Source organism: Limihaloglobus sulfuriphilus (genome assembly GCF_001999965.1).
GTDB lineage: Bacteria > Planctomycetota > Phycisphaerae > Sedimentisphaerales > Sedimentisphaeraceae > Limihaloglobus > Limihaloglobus sulfuriphilus.
Genome location: NZ_CP019646.1, coordinates 2,167,767 through 2,187,726, shown reverse-complemented (window position 1 = coordinate 2,187,726; position 19,960 = coordinate 2,167,767). Strand labels below are relative to the sequence as shown.

At 45.0% G+C, this 19,960-nt stretch carries 16 protein-coding genes; 8 read left to right on the top strand and 8 right to left on the bottom strand.

Features of this window, described 5'->3' with window-relative positions:
* Nucleotides 1-9: 9 nt before the first annotated feature.
* The 3 genes from SMSP2_RS08300 to SMSP2_RS08290 form a co-directional block, all read right to left on the bottom strand.
* A complete protein-coding gene (locus SMSP2_RS08300; protein WP_146683501.1) occupies nucleotides 10-1,296 on the bottom strand; it encodes a D-glycero-alpha-D-manno-heptose-1,7-bisphosphate 7-phosphatase in 1,287 nt (428 codons plus the stop codon).
* On the bottom strand, nucleotides 1,293-2,348 hold the full coding sequence (lpxK, locus tag SMSP2_RS08295) for a tetraacyldisaccharide 4'-kinase (RefSeq protein ID WP_146683500.1): 1,056 nt from the start codon (nucleotides 2,346-2,348) through the stop codon (nucleotides 1,293-1,295). Before lpxK ends, SMSP2_RS08300 begins: the two co-directional genes overlap by 4 nt.
* 298 nt (nucleotides 2,349-2,646) lie before the next feature.
* A complete protein-coding gene (locus SMSP2_RS08290; protein ID WP_146683499.1) occupies nucleotides 2,647-3,879 on the bottom strand; it encodes an ISL3 family transposase in 1,233 nt (410 codons plus the stop codon).
* 230 nt (nucleotides 3,880-4,109) lie between these two features.
* Between SMSP2_RS08290 and SMSP2_RS08285 the strand changes: the two genes are divergently transcribed.
* Nucleotides 4,110-5,123 (top strand): TIM-barrel domain-containing protein, encoded by a 1,014-nt coding sequence (locus tag SMSP2_RS08285; protein ID WP_146683498.1) that lies wholly within the window; start codon nucleotides 4,110-4,112, stop codon nucleotides 5,121-5,123.
* Nucleotides 5,124-5,139: 16 nt separating this feature from the next.
* Here the strand turns inward: SMSP2_RS08285 and SMSP2_RS08280 are convergent, their stop codons facing one another.
* Nucleotides 5,140-6,117, bottom strand: coding sequence for an IS30 family transposase (locus SMSP2_RS08280; RefSeq protein ID WP_146682659.1), 978 nt, complete (start codon nucleotides 6,115-6,117; stop codon nucleotides 5,140-5,142).
* 33 nt (nucleotides 6,118-6,150) lie between these two features.
* Here SMSP2_RS08280 and SMSP2_RS08275 point away from each other — a divergent pair, with 33 nt between their 5' ends.
* Nucleotides 6,151-8,265 carry an NPCBM/NEW2 domain-containing protein gene (locus SMSP2_RS08275; RefSeq protein WP_146683497.1) on the top strand — a complete coding sequence of 705 codons (2,115 nt, stop codon included), beginning with the start codon at nucleotides 6,151-6,153 and terminating at the stop codon, nucleotides 8,263-8,265.
* 11 nt (nucleotides 8,266-8,276) lie between these two features.
* A complete protein-coding gene (locus SMSP2_RS08270; protein ID WP_146683496.1) occupies nucleotides 8,277-8,561 on the top strand; it encodes a hypothetical protein in 285 nt (94 codons plus the stop codon).
* 636 nt (nucleotides 8,562-9,197) lie between these two features.
* Here the strand turns inward: SMSP2_RS08270 and SMSP2_RS08265 are convergent.
* Entirely contained in the window at nucleotides 9,198-10,448 is a 1,251-nt protein-coding gene (locus tag SMSP2_RS08265; protein WP_146683495.1) for a hypothetical protein, read from the bottom strand.
* A 410-nt stretch (nucleotides 10,449-10,858) separates the two neighbouring features.
* Between SMSP2_RS08265 and SMSP2_RS08260 the strand changes: the two genes are divergently transcribed.
* The 5 genes from SMSP2_RS08260 (at nucleotide 10,859) to SMSP2_RS08240 (ending at nucleotide 15,196) form a co-directional block, all read left to right on the top strand.
* Nucleotides 10,859-12,091, top strand: a complete 1,233-nt coding sequence (locus SMSP2_RS08260) for an ISL3 family transposase (protein ID WP_146683494.1) — start codon at nucleotides 10,859-10,861, stop codon at nucleotides 12,089-12,091.
* A gap of 554 nt (nucleotides 12,092-12,645) precedes the next feature.
* Nucleotides 12,646-13,491: a transposase gene (locus SMSP2_RS08255; RefSeq protein WP_146683493.1), complete on the top strand. Its 846-nt coding sequence runs from the start codon at nucleotides 12,646-12,648 to the stop codon at nucleotides 13,489-13,491.
* 528 nt (nucleotides 13,492-14,019) lie between these two features.
* A complete protein-coding gene (locus tag SMSP2_RS15265; RefSeq protein ID WP_146684858.1) occupies nucleotides 14,020-14,085 on the top strand; it encodes a hypothetical protein in 66 nt (21 codons plus the stop codon).
* 260 nt (nucleotides 14,086-14,345) lie between these two features.
* A complete protein-coding gene (locus tag SMSP2_RS08245; protein ID WP_146683492.1) occupies nucleotides 14,346-14,912 on the top strand; it encodes a hypothetical protein in 567 nt (188 codons plus the stop codon).
* Nucleotides 14,913-14,980: 68 nt separating this feature from the next.
* Nucleotides 14,981-15,196, top strand: a complete 216-nt coding sequence (locus tag SMSP2_RS08240; protein ID WP_146683491.1) for a hypothetical protein — start codon at nucleotides 14,981-14,983, stop codon at nucleotides 15,194-15,196.
* A 291-nt stretch (nucleotides 15,197-15,487) separates the two neighbouring features.
* Here the strand turns inward: SMSP2_RS08240 and SMSP2_RS08235 are convergent, their stop codons facing one another.
* The 3 genes from SMSP2_RS08235 to SMSP2_RS08225 all read right to left on the bottom strand — a co-directional run bounded on the left by SMSP2_RS08235 (nucleotide 15,488) and on the right by SMSP2_RS08225 (nucleotide 19,439).
* Nucleotides 15,488-16,723, bottom strand: a complete 1,236-nt coding sequence (locus SMSP2_RS08235; RefSeq protein ID WP_146683490.1) for an aspartate kinase — start codon at nucleotides 16,721-16,723, stop codon at nucleotides 15,488-15,490.
* A complete protein-coding gene (locus SMSP2_RS08230; RefSeq protein ID WP_146683489.1) occupies nucleotides 16,723-17,916 on the bottom strand; it encodes a cofactor-independent phosphoglycerate mutase in 1,194 nt (397 codons plus the stop codon). Before SMSP2_RS08230 ends, SMSP2_RS08235 begins: the two co-directional genes overlap by 1 nt.
* A gap of 191 nt (nucleotides 17,917-18,107) precedes the next feature.
* Nucleotides 18,108-19,439: a homoserine dehydrogenase gene (locus tag SMSP2_RS08225; protein ID WP_146683488.1), complete on the bottom strand. Its 1,332-nt coding sequence runs from the start codon at nucleotides 19,437-19,439 to the stop codon at nucleotides 18,108-18,110.
* Nucleotides 19,440-19,960 lie beyond the last annotated feature (521 nt).

Here is a 19,960-nt window from a genome sequence, read left to right as displayed (position 1 = left end):
CTCTATCCGCTAATGTGATGGTTTAATCTTTGCAAAAGCTATGCTCAATACCTGAGAAACAATCGCCGTTGCCAGAAGTCCCGCCGCACTGAAAGATGTAAGGTTCGGCATGATGATTGTAATTATCATTACGATACCCATCAGCACCGCCGCCGCCTGGAATATGCCCGCAATGAACTGGAATATCTCCGCATCGTTCTCGTGCTTATCTTTTGTCGCGGCGGGTTTTTTGTTTGCGTCTTCCAGCGGTGTCTCCGGCAGGTCTCGCTGTGCGTGTTTCTCTGACGGCTGCTGCGCCGCGGGTCTGGTCTGTTTTGCCTCGGGAGCCGGCTGGGGCGGGGCGGCTGGAGTCTCCGGTTTTTGCTGCTGCGGCTGAGCCGGCGTTTCGTCCGCGGCTGTTTGCGGCCCGGGTTTTGTCTCAGAGGCCTGCTCATCTCTTTTGACGCGTCTGGCCTCTTCGAGTTTTCGCTGTTCTTCGGATGCGAACAGCCCCGAGCTTTTAAGCAGAAGGTCCCTGCCCTTGCTGGAGTTGCCCATTTTCTCAAGGCATTTGCCCACATTCGACGCTACCTGAGCGTCTATAACCTCGTTTTCCTTGACAGCCTGCTCTGTATCGGCTGGTTTCTCCGCTGCCAATGCCGGAGCCGCTGTTTCGGCGGGGCGGCCGGGTTCTTTGCTTTCGCTGCTGCCGTCTTCAAATTCAAGCGATTGTTGTATATTTTCTTTACGGTTTTGCATTTTTATATAATTCGATGCCTCGGTTATGTTTACAGCTTCATAGTCTGCCGCGGTGCCGTCTGGCGGAGGCGGTGTTTTTCTCGCAGTCGGCCTGATAAGTATCGTTTTACAGCCCGCCGCAATGCCGGCGCGTATGTCGTCGAGAGAATCCCCTATCATCCAGGAGTTTTCAAGGTCAATGGCGTGTTCCTGTGCGGCTTTGAGGAGCATACCCGGAGCCGGTTTTCTCAGCCTGCTTTTGTGGGCGTATTCCGCAACCGCGGCATCAGGGTCAAACGGGCAGCAGTAAATGCCGTCGGGTTCGGCCTTTTGCTTAGCGAGTATCTCGCTCAATTTGGCGTTGAGCTCTTCGAGCTGATCCATGCTGATCGTGCCGGCGGCTGCCGCGGGTTCATTGCTGGCAATGAAGGCCTTGTAGCCGAGCTGTTTCATCTCATATACCGCCCGCGCCGCTCCGGGCAGGAGTTTGATCTGCTCTGCTGCTTGTCCCAGGCTCTGATCCTGGATTAGTGTGCCGTATTTATCCAGAAAGACCGCTTTTGATTTTGTCTCTGTCATTTGCTGCCTGTTATTTCGTCGATTTTACCCAGCAGCAGTTCTTTGCCTTCGGTGATTTCGATCTCAATTTTTAGATATCCGCTCGTTTTATCCGGAAGCGGGTTCTCAGCTATGCGGGCAATTTTCACCCAGTCTTTTTCCGTGGTAAGTATAATGTCCGCACCGGTTTCGCTTTGTTTCTCGGCAATACGCCGCAGGTCGGCCGCCGAGTAGGCGTGATGGTCGTCAAAAAACTCAAACGCCTTGATATCCGCTCCGCAGGCTTCTACTGTCTTTTTGAACGATTCGGGATTGCCGATACCGCAGAAGATAACAACGCCGGCGGCCTTGAGTGCGTTGGCGTCGTGGTTACTGCCGTCGGCATAGACAACCTCGACAGGGCGGTGGTGCGACTCGGCGACACATATATCAGGGTTATATTCCTGCAGAACTGATGTAATCCGCGTCAGGTTGTACGCCGGCACCTGGTCGCCGCGTGTGATCACCGCGGCATGTGCGCGTCTGAGCTGTGCCAGCGGCTCGCGTAGAAGCCCCGCAGGCAGCGGCATCTCGTATCCGAAAGGCTCGGTAGCGTCTATGCAGAGGATATCCAGGTCCCTGCCAAGCCGTCTGTGCTGGAAGGCATCGTCGGCTATAAGCACGTCAGCTCCCTTTTCGATAGCCTTTTTTGCGCCGGCAACGCGGTCTTTGTTTACAATCACCATAGTGCCGCGGCATCTCTGGGCGATCATTTCCGGCTCATCAGCGGTCTGGGCAGTGCCCTTGTAGCCGCGGGTCAGGACGGCGGTCTTAAGTCCTTTATCCGTCAGGTATTTACAAACCGAAATTACCGTTGGAGACTTGCCCGTGCCGCCGGCGGTGATGTTGCCGATACTGATCACCGGCTTGCCGGCGTTTTCCACACGCAGGACTTTCCAGTCATATAACAGGTTGCGTATATTGACGCAAAGCAGGTAAAAGCGGGAGCTTATGAGCATCAAGAACCGCAAAACCGCGGCCTTTACGCTCTTGTCCCTGCCGGTTACTATGTCATGAAACTGCTGCTGCTTCAATTTTCCAAAATCCTCTATGAATATCGGTTAAATATTTACTAAGAAGATTCTAATCCAAACAGCTCGTAAGTCAACCACAAAACCCCCGCGCCGCCGCTGCGAACGTAATTGCCTGTTAGCTCTTTGCTATGTGTGTGACTGTTTTCATTGAAACAAAATCTATGTGGATAAATTTATCTATATCATCCGCAGATTACGCAGATTATGAATATAACCACACAGTACCACGTCAAAATAACCAATACCGGAACAAAAAAGTCGCCAATTTTTATTGTATTTTGTTATAATAATAGGCTCCTCACACAAATTTGTGCATATTTTCAGGTTCAGGCAGCTTTCCAAGGCAGTGATATAAGGCTAACTGCAGCGTCGGGATTGTCCTGAATCCATAACATCTTTTGACTATTGTTTTAACTTTATTGTTCATACCTTCGGTGACTCCATTGGTGACTCGGCATTTGAAATAATTTATGATACCTTGCTGATGTTTTCTGAGCATCCAGGCAAAATCACGTAATGGTTCGAGCCTGCTGTGGGTGGCCCACCAGAACCACTTTGCAAGATATTTTTTGGCAGCTGCAGGGTAGCGGTAATCCCAAAAATCACGAAAGGATTCTTTCAATAAATAAGCCCTGTTGACTTTAAGATTCAGCTTCTCCAGATACCCCAGACGTGCACGCTGTTTGTCTGTAAGGTTTTCAGGATTCTTCAGCCAGATATATCGCGTTTTTTTAAGCAGTTCGGGGTTGTCTTTTTTGAGCGTGATAGCTTCCTGTTTGCGTACCTCATCGACAGCCTGATTCAAATGTTGTACGATATGAAATTTATCGAAAACCAGAACAACATCCTCGTCAACATGCTCTTTTACAACATCAATGTACGATTGCCACATATCACAGCAAACCGCTTTTAAACTGCCTTTTAACGAATTTCCATGTTCTTTGAAAAACGCCTCCAGCGTCTCTTTTTTCCGGCCCTGGCCGCTCCATAAAATGCGTTTTTCTTCCAGGTCGTACACCACCGTCATATACGTATGACCCTTGCGGCGGGATACTTCGTCAATGCCAATATAAATGACCTTTCCTGTATCCCTGTGTTTCATGCCGTAGTCAACTGCCTGCTTTACCGCAGACTGAACCGTATTCCAGCTGACATTAAACATCTGAGAAACCGTCTGCCAGGGCAGCAATTTCGCCATACTGCTCAAGGTCCAGACCAATCCGTTTGTCATACGTGATTTACCTGAGGTAAAGGGTATGTCCTCAACCCGCGGGCCACCGCATTTGGGACAGCTGACACGAACCGGACGGTAATGCAGCAGCACTGGTATGCCCCATAACGGAACATGCTTAATCTGCCGTTGCGGAAGCCGGTCACGTTGCGGAGCAAACGTCTGACAGGTGCCGCAAGGCAGCCGCCGACGTTTGTGAACGTCTAAATAAAAGTTGAGCTGATTGTCACTATAATCGACTTTTACCACTTTATGTCTCTTGACTTTTAATGTCTTTTTTAGTATTCTTTTAAGTAGCATATGTTTTCCCTTGCTATAACATTGTTCTAAATCATCATTATAACAAGTGTTAACATATGCTATATTAAATTTTTCCGCACAAATTTATGTGAGGAGCCTTATGGTTAAACGCGGAGGTTATATTCCGACATGTGACCATGGCGTGCCGGACAATGTTTCATATGAAAATTACATGTACTATCGTAAACGCATGTTGGAATTAGATAATTAGAAATTTGAAAGGAATTAAAATGAAAAAGCATCAACCCATATTAATTTTATTTTTTTTATTTACAATAAGTTCATTTTTGTTCGGAAATAATTCCATGACTTTTGAAAAGGGTTTTGTTGAAGAAATCGCACCAGGTGTGTGGAAAATTCGATTTGGAACACCTGATAAGTTTGTTCCTTCTAAACTTAGAATAAGAGATATTCAACATGAAAGTCTTTCAGCTTTGCCGTCGGGCAGTTTACCTTTTGAATTAGATGATATTAGTTGTCGTGTAACTGACAGCAGGTGTATCGTTCATGTACCCTGTGATGAACCTGGCGAAGAGATTTACGGTTTTGGTTTAGATGCAAAAGCTTATCGGCACAAAGGTCTACGGAAATGGCTGTCTGTTCAATCCAGCTCGACAGGCAAAACCGGTGCGGGGCATGGGCCGGTACCATTATACTACAGCACAAAGGGATATGGCGTATGGGTTGATACTGCCCGTGTGCCTTTTGTACATGTCGCAAGATTAAATCATAAATTTAACAACAACTCTAGGCAGGAAAAACAAGAAGACCTCAAAACATCAGTACAGGACCTTTATGCGGCTCAGGCTGTTACCGGCAAAACTTCAGTTGTTTTCGACATACCAAATGCCAAAGGGGTCGATGTATATGTATTCGCCGGACCTACGATAAAGGAAGCTGTTCAGCGTTACAATCTTTTTTCCGGTGGCGCTGCCATGCCTCCTATGTGGGGACTTGGTTTAAAATATCGAACCTATACTGCGGCAGATGCAGATACTGTTTTAAATGTAGCAGAAACTCTAAGAGAGCAAAAGATACCATGTGATATAATTGGTCTTGAACCTGGCTGGCAATCGAAAGCTTATTCCTGTTCGCTGGTATGGTCTGATGAACGGTTTCCAGCCCCCAAAAGTTTTATCGAACAGCTCCATAACATGAATTATCAGATTAATCTATGGGAGCATGCTTATATACATCCGACAAGTCCGTTATATGACGCGGATTCAACTCCCAAGTGCAATTAAGTTAAATCCTGTTTTGTTATCCTGTTAGTTTTTTCCTCTTATAGAATACTTCATTTGGGGTTAAAAATCCAAGAGATTTTCTGGGTCGATTATTCAGTCGATTCATTATGTGCTCAATCTTCTGATTGGTCAGCATTCGGATGTCACTTCCTTTTGGTACATACTGACGGATCAAGCCATTGGTATTCTCATTCAAGCCCCGCTGCCATGCACTGTAGGGATCGGCAAAGAAGACCTTAATTTTAAGGTTATGGGCAATAGATTCATGGTTTGAAAATTCTTTGCCATTGTCCACTGTCAGTGTATAGGTTCGTCGGGGCAGCGTGCCGATCAGGGCGATAATGGTCCGTTCAACCGCTTCGGCGGTATAACGATCTACCTTACCGATCAGCGTCAGCTTGCTTTTGCGGTCAACCAGGGTTACCAGGGCTCCCTGATGGTTTTTCCCCACGACGGTGTCGCCTTCCCAGTCCCCGATGCGGTTTTTTCTCTCTACAACCGGTGGGCGTTTTTCGATACCAACCCTGTTTTTGATCGTTCCACGCCGGTCCCGGCTGTTTCTTCGTTTTCTTCTTTGTTTGGTCCCGGCAATCCGCAGATGGGTATACAGGGTTTCTCCCCGGGCTTTATCCTGCCAAATGTGCTGGTAAATCCGCTCATGACTGACGGCCGGCCCCTGCCAGTGGGGATCGGTTTTCATGCGTTTTGCGATCTGCTCCGGCGAATGTTGCTGCCGGAGGCGGGATTCAATGTATTCTATCGTCTCCGGCTTCATTTTGACTGCTTTACGGGCGGCCATCCGTCGATATAAAGCCTTTTGCTGGGCCTGCTTAGGGCGATAGCCCCGCAGACCTGTATTGCGGGCCAGTTCCCTGCTGATCGTGCTGGGAGAAACGCCCAACGCCGCAGCTATTTGTTTTTGTTGATTTCCTGCTTGCTTCATGGCATATATTTCGATACGATCGTCTTCGGTGAGCTGCTTGTACGCTCTCATAAGTGTTCCTTTCGTTGAGGTCACCATAATTCAGTGAGAGAGTATACCAGCTCACCACAATTTTGGCGACTTAATTGCACTTATGAGTTGAATCCGCTTGAAAAGCTTTTGCCTCATTCTGCGGATTATCTGGTCTGGGGCGGGCTGGTAGTCGATTTTGCCGATCCAAAAGGTTTTAAGATTTTTGCAGATTACCATGAAAAACTTGTTGATCAGGGAATTACAGGCTTCAAAGCTGATGAATGCGACCGCCAGCCCCTGGATGATACCACTCCTTTCAATTATCCGTATTGCTCTGTTTTTTCGTCAGGTATCGATGGTGAACAGATGACCCAGTTGTATGGACAGTATTATCAGAAATCCATCCTTTCGGTTTTTGAAAAGAAAAACCTACGAACCTGGTCGGATGTCCGTGCAACAGGTTCACTTGCCGCTCCGTATTCCTTCACCCTTTACAGTGATGCCTATAGCCAGGAAGAATATCTTCGTCAGTTGTTAAATGCTTCGTTTGCCGGTCAGCTTTGGTCACCGGAAATACGAGAAGCGGCGACCTATGAGGAACTAATCAGCCGCTTGGGTATGGCTGTATTTGCACCACAAATCTGCATTAATGCTTGGTTTGTACCAAACCCATTATGGATGCAATTTGATCGGGAAAAAAATCAGGCAAATAAATTTTTACCTGAAAGTGAAAGAAAACAGATAATTGCAAAAGTTCGAGAACTGGTCGAATTGCGTATGAGTCTTTTGCCGTATCTTTATTCAGCTTTTGCTAAATATCATTTTACTGGTTTACCACCAGTGCGAGCTTTGCCTATAGAGTTTCCCAATGATCTTAAGGTCCGTAATGTTGAGGATCAATACATGTTTGGTGATAATATTATGGTGGCTCCGGTTCTTGGTAGCAGGTCAGGAAGAACTGTTTACATGCCTGCAGGCTATAACTGGATAAATTTCGATTCTAACAAACTCTATCAAGGCGGTGAAAATTATCGAGTTAACATTGAACCAGGCCAGACACCGATATTTGTTCGTGAAAATTCTATTATTCCGCTGGCCGAGCCTGTTCAAAATGTGAATAAGGATACCATCTTTGAGATTACAGCTTATGTCTACGGTAATGATCCCAGTGATTTTGAGTTATTTGAGGATGATGGTCTATCCTACGATTATGAAGATGGAAAATTTGGCAAATTGAGATTGTCATGGGTCAATTCCAAACAAAAAGGTAGTGTCAAACGGACAGGCAATTTTCAAAATAAACGGTACAAGATCAAGGCTTTTAAGAAGGTCGATATTTCCAGAGCCGCAGACAAATTTTCAGCTCTTCCAATTGCGAAAGCATCACATCAAAACGAGTTTGCATATAAAGCGATAGATGGAGACACAAATACAATCTGGAAAACTGGCGAGTCACAAAGTCCCGGGCAATGGTTTATTTTAGATTTAAAGGAAAATCAATTGATTCGAGGCATAAGCCTTAATTGTGGTGTAGCCGGCGGTGACTATCCACGAGAATATGAAATTTATATCAGTAGATATAGCAGTTTCAAAGAGAGTCCCGTAGCCAAAGGAAAAGCCAGAGATGGTATGGTAGAAATCAAATTTCCAAACACTTTTGGAAGATATATCAAGATTGTTCAAACCGGATCAGATAATGCATCCTGGTGGTCAATTGCGGAACTGAAAGTACATAGTTTAAGTGCTGTTGAATTGGCTTCGGACATACATATAAGTGATCTTGAACCTGTAAAATCAGTTCAACAATTTGAAAAAATGAAGGTTAATAAAAGTTATATGAACAGCCCCTTACAAATTGCAGGAACAGTTTATAAAAAGGGAATAGGAACTCATGCACCAAGTGAAATTATTTATGAGCTGAAACCTGAATATAAACGCTTTGTTGCTGCTGTTGGAGTGGATGATAATAATACAGGCACTGATTATCAGGGAGAAGTTATCTTCAAAGTATATGTAGATGATCAGCTACTGGCAGAGAGTCCGATCGTTGCTAAAGGACAAAACTATATATTCGATATTGAACTGCCATGCAATGCAGATGAAATTCGATTAGTCGTAAATGAAGCAAACGAAGGTCCAAACTTTGACCATGCAAATTGGGTAAATTCAGGATTTATCACTAAATAAAGGAGATTCAAATGAGAATTCAAAGAAGATTAGATTTGTTGGTTTTAATGATTTTGGTTTTGGCTAGTTCCTGTTTTTCCAAAATAGCTAACGAATATTTAAGTCTGTCCTTTTTGGAAAAAGATGCTTTTGAAGTAATGGCCAAAAATGGCTTGATTATAAATGGTGAAACATCGCTTGCTGATTGTGATTTGATAGGAAAAACCACTAAAACAATAACCAATAATACAATTGAGCTTAGGAAACAAGTTCAACACACCAGTGGCAATAGATGTCAACTTACAGGGAAGAATTAAAAGGGTTGAGACCCTTTGTTTTTGCAAAGTATTACAAATGAATAGTTTATGGTTATTGTTTAAATGTGTTATATCCTTGATACTTGATTCATTTATGATAAGATGGGTAAAGTGATTAGCGAATACGAACAGGTTGTGACCGGCTGGGCTCGGTATTTAAGTTTATAGCACCTGTCGCGGGCTCCAAAAAACGGATAACATGAATAATACTTTTAAAGAATACAGATTTAGCGAGTGTAACATTTTAAAATAAAGGAGATACGTAATAATAGCGAAACAAAGGGTCTCAACCCTTTTAATTCTCCCTTGGATGATGCGCTGGATGAAGTTAGTGATGATCAAGGCGATAACGCTGAATGTGAACCATCAGATAGTGCTATGGATGCAGCGGATAAAATTAATAAAAGTGAAGGTCAGGAACAGGGGACAGTTACCCTTTTAAGAGTGATTTGCCGCGTTTTTTATTGACACGGGTCGGCGGACGTGGTAGTCTAAGTATTGGTTTATAAAAGTATTAGAATTGCAGTGATGAGTTTGTGACGTAAATGCAGGATTGTCTCAGATTCGTTTAGGAGTAAAATGGAAAAGCAGGCAGGCAGTCGTCTGCGGCCATTGCCGTCGGCGGGCCAATGACACTTAAAAGAAAGGCAAGGATGCAAAAAAAGAATGAAAATACAAATTTAATGGGTAACTGTCCCCCATTCCTCCGCAGGCGAGTTGAGGTTTTGTGCCGGTCATAATTTCAATATTGACCAGGCTTTCTTTGAGCATTTTACTCTCATGCGGAGCCTGCTCTGAATAGTACTTCCAGTCAACGATCAGCCCATCAGGCTGTTCGGCAAGATAAAGAGTATTTCCAAATTCAACATCTTTGCCTGCCTTGTTACGAACAATAACATTCACCTTGGGTTCATAAAGGCTCAGTATTTTATCTTCATTCTTAACTCTGCGTTCACCAATGATACGTTCGTGGGCATTATTAACAGCCTGAGTAAGCAGGTTGAAGACGTTGCTCATCTGTTTTACGATCTGGAGTATCACTGCGTTAGTCAAACCTGTTTTGTGATGGCTGTTTTCAAGGAGTTTAAGATGGTTTTGAGCGTGAGCGGCGATGACCTTGATCAGTTTTTTCATCTTGCGATACGTACGCTTTCTGTGTTTGCGGGCATCCTTTTTACGTTTCCATAATGCCATTTCTTTACATAAACCGTTCATCTCTGAGATAAAACACTCAGGCTCTTTAGGCATCCTGTGCAGCAGCCCTGTCTTACGAATTCTCTGCGTAGCCTTCATCAGTGTGCGTGCTGCATCCCGAAGCAATAGCCAGTCTATCGGGTGATGTATGTTTACATCAATGCAGGTGCAATCAAAATAACATTTACTAAAGTCTATCGGCTCGGGCAGTATATCAGTATTGAGTGAAGAAAATAACTGCCGGTCAATCTGTTTACTCATCTCCGGCGGAATCATGTTTTCCAGCTGGTGTATCTTGCTCTTGCCGGGTATCCGCGGCGTCATAAATCGCTCAAGAGAGCAGAACCATTGATAAAGATCGCTGTGGGATAATACCAGTGCGAAGCTGCGAAGTGAAAGCTGTAGCTTTTTGCGAAGCAGCGAAGCCCTCAGTGCAAAGACTGCATTGTAAACGGTCTCATCATGCTCTTGAGCAGTCAGCAGTGGTGAACACCCTGTATCAAGAGCGAGCCGGGCTTTTTTCTGCTCTGCAAGGGCAAGAAAATGCTCGATAGCAGAATTCTCAATACCAGATTTCGCGATAACATCGTCAACGGTTATGAGCAGTTGCCGCTCCTGAAGATATTCAAAATTTCCCCGTTTTTCTGGAATTGACTTTGAAAAATACGTCTGTCGTGGTACTATTCTGTTCATAGGTGTGTCGTTCCTTTTTTAAGGCTTATAATTGTATGTTTTTTAATGATTAACAATTATAACACACCTATTTTAATAAAACAGGCAAAAAAGACGTTTTATAGTCTTATTTTTTTAATATAACTACTTATTCCACATAGCCTTGACCGCAACGGACAGGCTCTACTTAATATGGATTTTGTCATCAAGAATATTTGCTGTAGCCCCATCGCGAGTAATAGTAAAACCATAATTGTCAGTATCTAACTTTTTATCGCCTATTAGAAATGTGGAAGCTGTTTTTTTGTGTATATTAATAGCCAACAATATTTTGGCTCCTCACATAAATTTGTGCAGAAAAATTTGATATAGCATATGTTAACACTTGTTATAATGATGATTTAGAACAATGTTATAGCAAGGGAAAACATATGCTGCTTAAAAGAATACTAAAAAAGACATTAAAAGTCAAGAGACATAAAGTGGTAAAAGTCGATTATAGTGACAATCAGCTCAACTTTTATTTAGACGTTCACAAACGTCGTCGGTTGCCTTGCGGCACCTGTCAGACGCTCGCTCCGCAACGTGACCGGCTTCCGCAACGGCAGATTAAACATGTTCCGTTATGGGGCATACCGGTGGTGCTGTATTACCGTCCGGTTCGTGTCAGCTGTCCCAAATGCGGTGGCCCGCGGGTTGAGGACATACCCTTTACCTCAGGTAAATCACGTATGACAAACGGATTGGTCTGGACCTTGAGCAGTATGGCGAAATTGCTGCCCTGGCAGACGGTTTCTCAGATGTTTAATGTCAGCTGGAATACGGTTCAGTCTGCGGTAAAGCAGGCAGTTGACTACGGCATGAAACACAGGGATACAGGAAAGGTCATTTATATTGGCATTGACGAAGTATCCCGCCGCAAGGGTCATACGTATATGACGGTGGTGTACGACCTGGAAGAAAAACGCATTTTATGGAGCGGCCAGGGCCGGAAAAAAGAGACGCTGGAGGCGTTTTTCAAAGAACATGGAAATTCGTTAAAAGGCAGTTTAAAGGCGGTTTGCTGTGATATGTGGCAATCGTACATTGATGTTGTAAAAGAGCATGTTGACGAGGATGTTGTTCTGGTTTTCGATAAATTTCATATCGTACAACATTTGAATCAGGCTGTCGATGAGGTACGCAAACAGGAAGCTATCACGCTCAAAAAAGACAACCCCGAACTGCTTAAAAAAACGCGATATATCTGGCTGAAGAATCCTGAAAATCTTACAGACAAACAGCGTGCACGTCTGGGGTATCTGGAGAAGCTGAATCTTAAAGTCAACAGGGCTTATTTATTGAAAGAATCCTTTCGTGATTTTTGGGATTACCGCTACCCTGCAGCTGCCAAAAAATATCTTGCAAAGTGGTTCTGGTGGGCCACCCACAGCAGGCTCGAACCATTACGTGATTTTGCCTGGATGCTCAGAAAACATCAGCAAGGTATCATAAATTATTTCAAATGCCGAGTCACCAATGGAGTCACCGAAGGTATGAACAATAAAGTTAAAACAATAGTCAAAAGATGTTATGGATTCAGGACAATCCCGACGCTGCAGTTAGCCTTATATCACTGCCTTGGAAAGCTGCCTGAACCTGAAAATATGCACAAATTTGTGTGAGGAGCCAATATTTTATTCATTTCAGGGTAAAGGCTGCAAAAAGCGTATATATTGCCGCTGTCGTCGTCAATTTCTACAAGAGGATGACGTATTAAAGTATGTTCATTCTTATATATCCATTCATCTTGATCGGTAAACGGATTATACAACAGAAAACCGTTTAGTGAAAAAAGTATGATTTTGTCATTCCACATCTGAAAATCTGCAATGCTGGTACCTTGATAAATCTTACTAAATTTTTTTCCAGACAATTTGCCCTTTATCTCATATTTGATTTCTTCGTGCCGCTTTAGATTAGCTTCCATATCATTGAAAGATTGACTATACAATCTGATGTAATTATCATCGTCTATTAGCAACTCTTTTCGAAGATTTATAAGTCTATTTTCTTTGCAGCTCTGCACGGCAAATAACACACATAATATAGAGGGGATAATTAAAAGGGTTGAGACCAATCCTGTTCGGCACTATTTTTGCTTGAGTATATGATATTTTTCAAAAAATAATAATTTTTAAACTTGCGCTCTTTGTAAGTCTATGTTTTAATAGGGTTTATGACAGCTAAACGCATAGACATAGAAGAGTGCCAAGTTCAGGGATTGAAATACTTTAAGTCAATTTCAGGCATTCTCGAATCACTCCACCAGGCCGGTTGTGAACGTGACCGAGCTGGCAATCGTATTCTGCACATGGATCAATATATGTCTTTGATTCTGCTGTACATGTTCAATCCGATCTGCACTTCTTTGAGGTCAATCCAGCAGGCAAGCGAACTTAAGAACGTACAGAAGAAGTTAAAATGCTCTCGTGCCTCACTTGGCAGTCTTTCCGAAGCGGCATCTGTTTTTGACAGCAGCTTGATGCAGGAGATCGTAGAAAACCTTTCGCAAAAACTCAAACCAATATCAAGTCGCAGCAAGCTTAACGATCTTTCGGGTATCCTTACTGCCGTTGACGGCACCGTGATCCGCGGCGTATCCAAGATGGGATGGGCTTTATGGAAACCGGATGACAATGAAGCTGCTGTTAAGGCACATACACATTTTGATATAGAAAAACATGTGCCGATCAAGATGACCATAACAGATGCCAACGGCAATGAAAAAGAAGAGCTTTCGAAAGAACTTGAACCTGGTCGCATATATGTTAAAGACCGTGGTTATGCCAAATTAGAACTGTTTCAGAAAGTCCTCGACAATAACAGTTCCTTTGTGTGCAGGTTGCGTGATAATATAGCGTACGACCTTATTGAAGAGTTTTCTGTGCCGCAGGGAAAAATTAAAAGGGTTCGGTCTCTTTTAAAATACAACATATTTTATTACAATGAGTTACATGTATTTTTAAAAAGTATTATCACCGACTACTTCTACGACAGGCTCGGCAGGCGGATGACTAAATAGGGGACAGTTACCCTTTTAATAGTGATTTGCCGCGTTTTTTATTGACACGGGTCGGCGGACGTGGTAGTCTAAGTATTGGTTTATAAAAGTATTAGAGTTGCAGTGATGAGTTTGTGACGCAAATGCAGGATTGTCTTAGATTCGTTTAAGAGTAAAATGGAAAAGCTGGCAGGCAGTCGTCAGCGTCCATTACCGCCGGCAGGCCAAAGAAACGAAAAAGAAAGACAAGGATGTAAAAAAAGAATTGGGTAACTGTCCCCTGTTTTCCGGACACGGGTCGGCGGGCGTGGTAGTCTAAGTATTGGTTTATAAAAGTTTTAGAATTGCAGTGATGAGTTTGTGACGCAAATGCTGGATTGTCTCAGATTCGTTTAGGAGTAAAATGGAAAAGCTGGCAGGCAGTCATCTGCGGCCATTGCCGTCGGCGGGCCAATGACACTTAAAAGAAAGGCAAGGATGCAAAAAAAGAATAAAAATACAAATCTAATAAGTAACTGTCCATAGTTTCTCACTACAGAGAACCGGCCGGTGCCCGAGCCGTCAGCGCTTATACTGTTGGCGTACGGTTCATTGGTTCTGCGTAGAAAGCCGTAAATCCTGGCAGAAGCAAAAAACTATGAAAGCGGATACCCCAATTGCCAGGTCGTGTTTAATGTTATACACTCTCAGGCAAGGGCTTACCACTGTGGCGTAAATTAGAATATTTACAAAAGGAGCAGCTCTTGAAATAAAACTATAGTTTTTTACTTGACATTGATACTATAGTTAGCTACTATGGTATGAGAACAATCAAAAAGGTTGTTTATGTTGACAAATAAAAATCGTATAGTTAAAGAAATTCAAGGAGAACCAAAATGAAAAAATTAAGTTTAATATTAGCACCAATAGTTGCTTTAACATTTTTCGTTGCAATAAGTTACGCCGAAGGCTCCAAAAAGGGCTGTGGCGGAGAGTCTGCCTGTAAGGATGCTGTCCGCGCAAAGTGTGCTCAGAGCTGCCCTGCGGCAGATACCTGTAAACCCAAAGACGGCAAATCCTGCTCTGAAGCCGCCGCCTGTAAACCCAAAGACGGCGCAAAATGCGGCGATGCCTGCAAAGAAGCCGCGGCTAAAGCATGTACCGACGGCTGTAAGCACGCCGACCAGGAAATACGCAAGCATGAAACACGCCGCAGCAAAATCAAACAGCTCAAGGCCCTGGCCTCTGAGATAGGCGATGAAAAATTGATAGCCCGTCTTGAAGAGCTCTCCACAAAAGAGGCCTCCCGGCATAACAAGGCAATGAAAGCGTGCAGCGAGAACGGCTGTCAGGCGGCAAAAGCTAAATCCTGTTCCGATAAAGCAAAAGGCTGCGGCACAGAGGCGTGCAAAGATAAGCCCGCCCAGAAAAAATGCTGCGGTTCTGATGCTTGCAAAAAATAATGTTTAGTATATAATAAATACGCGTTAATTTATTCATTGAAACTAACAATTATTTTTGAGGACATCGTATGGTACGCAAATTAGTAAGTTTAATGCTTGTAATGGTAATCGCTCTGTTGTTTACTGCCGGCTGCAAAGATGATTCACAGGGACTTCCTGAAACTGAATCAGAGATAAAGGCAGCCGCGGAAGACGCCGGAGAGGCCGCAGAAGAAGCCGGTGAGGATCTTGAAAACGAGATCGACAAGCTCGCAGACGAGATTGACTCAGAAACAACTGAATAATCCGGCAGCCGTGCTGATTACCAGCTGAGCTGATAACCTATAAGTTTGCTCTTCTAAGAACAAGAGATTGATAAGGTTTCTTGTTTGCAGGGGTTTTTTACCCCAAATCAGACAAACAGACACATAAAAAAAGAGGCGTATGAAAATACGTCTCTTTTTTCACGGCCGCTTCTACATTCGCTTTTCATTCGCGGCCATATTTCGTTGGATTTAATAAACCGGTAAAGCCCCGCAAATCCTGCGTGTAAGGATTGTACTAACTGCGGTAGTAAAAGTTGCGGCGCCCGCGGTTTACATCTCCCGGTCTTCGGGTTCCTTGTCGAGCTCAAATACCGTGCACAGTGTTTCAAGGGCCATATCGCCCTGGTCCTTATCGATAATACAGCTGATGCGTATTTCACTTGTGGTTATCGAGTCGATATTAACCTGTTTTTGGGCAAGGGCATTAAACATCTTGTCAGCAACGCCGTAGTGCGTACGCATACCGATACCTACGATACTGACTTCGGCAATGTCTTCCCGCACGAACATGTCTTTGTAGTTCACATCAGATTTTATCTTTTTGATGCACTTCATCGCATCGGCAAGATCGCTTTTGCCTACAGTGAATGAGAGGTTAGCTATATCCTCGCTAATCTCTGTCTGGATAATATCGTTCACGCTTACCCTTGCTTTGGCCAGATTAGCGAATATCCTTGCCGCTATTCCGGGATGGTTTTCGATTTCAATAATAGTTATTTTAGCCAGATCTTTCTGGATAGTTGCGCCAGATACAAGAATACCTTCCATTTTGGGGACCTCGTGTGTTATTAATGTTCCTTCTATTTCTTTGCTACTGCTGCGAACGTGTATAGTTACGCCGTACTTCTTGCCGAATTCGATCGCCCGTCCATGCATTACGCCGGCACCAAGAGAGGCCATTTCGAGCATTTCATCATAGCTGATCTGGTCTATCTTTAGTGCTCGCTTGAATTTGCGCGGGTCGGTGGTATATACGCCGTCAACATCGGTGTATATCTCGCACTGTTCGGCTTCGAGCGCCGCGGCTAACGCAACCGCGCTTGTGTCAGAGCCGCCGCGGCCAAGAGTCGTGATGTTTTCATATTCGTCAATGCCCTGGAAACCGGCAACTACGACGATTTTGCCATCATCGAGCTGGGCTTGGATCTTTTCTCTTTCAATATTCGTGATACGGGCTTTGGCCGGCACTGCATCTGTCCTGATGCCGGCCTGGAAACCTGTCATACTTATTGCCGGCTGGCCCATAGAGTGCAGAGCCATTGCCATCAGGGCGACCGTCTGCTGCTCGCCCGTGCTGAGCAGCTGATCCATTTCGCGTCGGCACGGATCGGGGTTAAGCTCCAGGGCATCTGCTATCAGATGATCGGTCATCTTGCCGCGGGCTGATGTTACCATAACAACCTGGTAGCCCTGGTCTGCACGTTTCTTCGCGCGCCTGGCAGCCCTTTGTATTTTTTCTGCGTCGGCAACGGATGTGCCGCCGAATTTTTGAACAATTATTGCCATTATCTCCTCATACCTTTTAAGAAAAATTCCATTAATTGATATCCTTCATCAATAAAAAGCCCGCTTTGTGCGGCGTTTCTCTCTGAGAAAGTTTTATCTATATTTGGTTTTATGCCGTCTCCATAAATAAGGAACGGTACCGGCTCGGCGGTATGGCCCTGGGTGCGGATCGGAGTAGGGTGGTCAGGCATAACCAGCATACGTGAACCCTGATATTTCTCCATTTCCTCTGCCAGAGGGCCTATAACCAGCTCGTCTATCCGCTCGAGAGCTTTCTTTTTTATCACTGCGTTGCCGCTGTGGCCGGCTTCATCGGGGCCTTCAATATGCACGACTACGACGTCATGCGTCTTGAGCGCTTCTTTGGCCGCTTCGGTTTTGCCCTGATAGTTTGTGTCGTAATAACCGGTTGCGCCTTCGACGTTGATTATATCAAAACCAATCAGCGTTGCCAGCCCGCGTGCCAGATCTACGGCGGTTATCATGGCTCCGGTCTTGCCGTAAGCGTCTTTGAACGGCTTGAGCTCTGTTTTTCTGCCCTGACCCCAGAGCCAGATTGAGCTTACCGGATTTTCGCCAAGGTCCATTCGGACGGTGTTTATCTCGTGGTTTTCGAACAGGCTGCGGCTGCGGAGCATAAGTTCACGGATTAGAGATTCGTTTTTGCCTTTTGGCAGATTCTTGTCGATGGGCTTTCCGATAATCTCGTGGGGCGGCTGTGTCTCAAGGTCAAAGGTTGCGCCGCTTATAACGCATAAATGCCTGTAGCTGACACCTTTATAAAATCTGATGTTCTCTGTTTCCAGCTCTGAGCGGATCACATCCATCAGCTTGCCGGCTTCTTCGTTGGAGATGTGCCCGGCGCTGTGGTCTGCCATGCATTCATCGGCATAGGTAACAAGGTTGCAGCGGAACACCCAGTCTTCGCTGCCCAGATCTATGCCTTGGGCGGCGGCTTCGATAGGTGCCCGCCCGTTATAGTTCTCCAGGACATTGTAGCCAAGTATGCTCATCTGGGCTACATCGCTGCCTGGAGCTACACCTTCCGGGACGGTTCTCACCATGCCCTGGTAAGCGCTGCGGCAGAGCCTGTCTATGTTCGGAGTGCGGGCGGCCTCAATGACGGTTTTACCGTCGAAAATCTCGAGCGGCTCATCTGCCGCGCCATCCGGTATAACTATAATGTGTTTCATAGTATTGTTTTTCAAAATTTCGGTGTTTGAATAATCAGCTAAATGTTTATCCGGAATTTGTATTATACCGGATTATAAACAGGTTGTTTTTATTTTTTTACAAAATTTCTCTTTATAATTTCAAATCTCAAATCCTGATAACCCGCGTGTTGCGATTCATCGGGGTTCTCTCTAACGCCTTATGCCTGCTTTTAATCCGTATCTTCGGGCAGCTCGGCTATCTGGATACATGTCGGGCAGCCTTCTATCACAGAGAGTGATTGTATCTGCTCAATCGACTTGTTAATGGCAGAGAGCTTTGTCAGGTGAGTGGTTATAATCACCGGTACGGTATTATTGGGCCCGCGTCCCTCATGCTGAAGTGCGCCGGAGATGCTTATGCCGTTTTTGCCAAGCACTTCGGAGAGCTTCGAGAATACGCCCGGCTTGTCAAGAGCCAGAAGTCGGATATAAAAGCGGCTTTCGATTTCGTCCGGATCAGCCCTGTGTTCGAGGAACTCTTCGCGGCTTCGCAGTTTCATCGCCTCGAAACTCCGCTTTGCGTTGCCCAGGCCGGCTTCTATTACATCAGCGATAATCGCACTGGCTGTGGGCATCATTCCCGCTCCCCGGCCGTAGTACATTGTCTGGCCGACGGCATCGCCAAATACGCTAACCGCGTTGAACGGGCCGCTGACGCCGGCGAGCTGGTCAGTCTTGCTGATAAAGGCCGGCATCACACGCAGCGATATTCCGTCGCCGGCATCACGCTGGGCCACGGCAAGCAGCTTGAGAACATAACCCATTTCCAAGCCGTAATTTATGTCTTGTATAGAAATATTTTCTATGCCGCTGACACGAACATCATCGAACGAAATTTCATATCCAAACGCGATGCTTGCCAGAATCGCGATCTTGTGTCCGCTGTCGCCGCCGTTGATGTCGAGAGTTGGGTCTGCCTCGGCGTAGCCTTTTTCCTGGGCTTCTTTGAGAGCGACGGGGAAATCCTTGTTCTCAACCGCCATGCTGGTAAGGATAAAGTTGCAGGTTCCGTTGAGAATGCCGTAGATGCCCTCGATATTATTGGCGGCCAGACCGCTGCGAAGAGCCAGCACGATAGGTATCCCGCCGGCACAACTGGCTTCATAGGAGATGAAAGTTTCGTTTTCTCGTGCCAGGCGGAACAGCTCTATGCCGTGCTTGGCCAGAAGGGCCTTGTTGGCGGTTACTACGCCTTTGCCTTTTTTGAGCAGCTTCTCTATGATGGTTTTTGCCGCGGTCGTTCCGCCTATAAGCTCAATGCCCAGATCAATCGAGTCATCTTCGATTATCTCGTTTGTGTTATCAGTCAGCATACCCGCGGGGAGCTCGATTTCACGCGGAGTTGTTATGTCCAAATCTGCAACCTTTACAAGTTCCAGGTCAAGACCGGTTTTTTTGAGGATATTTTCACGGTTTTCAAGCAGAATCTTAGCCGTGCCGCAGCCGACCGTGCCAAAACCGATGATTCCTATTCTGATTTTTTTTTCGAAGTTTTTACCCATTGTTTCTACATTCTGTTATTAAACTATACTACATTCCAATTCTATTAAAGACAATATACATTACAAGGCAAGTAAAATTTCTTTGAATATTGATGTGGGGCAATATTGTAGAGAAAATTCATAAATTTTCTCTAAAGGGGGGGGCAGGAGGAGAAATATCAGAGCCAATCTGTGAATTTGCTCCATACGCTGTGTTTGCGCATGCAAAAATAAATCAGAAAATTTTTTGCTCCAGTTTTGGTTATCTTGGTCTTATGTTTAACCTTAAACCATAAAACGCAACCGGAACGGCGGTAGATAAGGGCTGAACCCCGAAAAGCCGTTCGCAGTTGAACGGCAAGGCAAGTCGATTTCTACCGCCACTTCTTCCTGCCAGGGAAGGTTTCAAGGAAGCCTCATCACCCTCGGTTTCTTGAAACCGGAAGGTTGGAACTTCCGGCGCAGACGCTGCGTCAACGTCCGCACATTCTTGCAGGAATACTTTCCGGCTATTTATTTGTAAAATAGGTTCCCGCTGACGG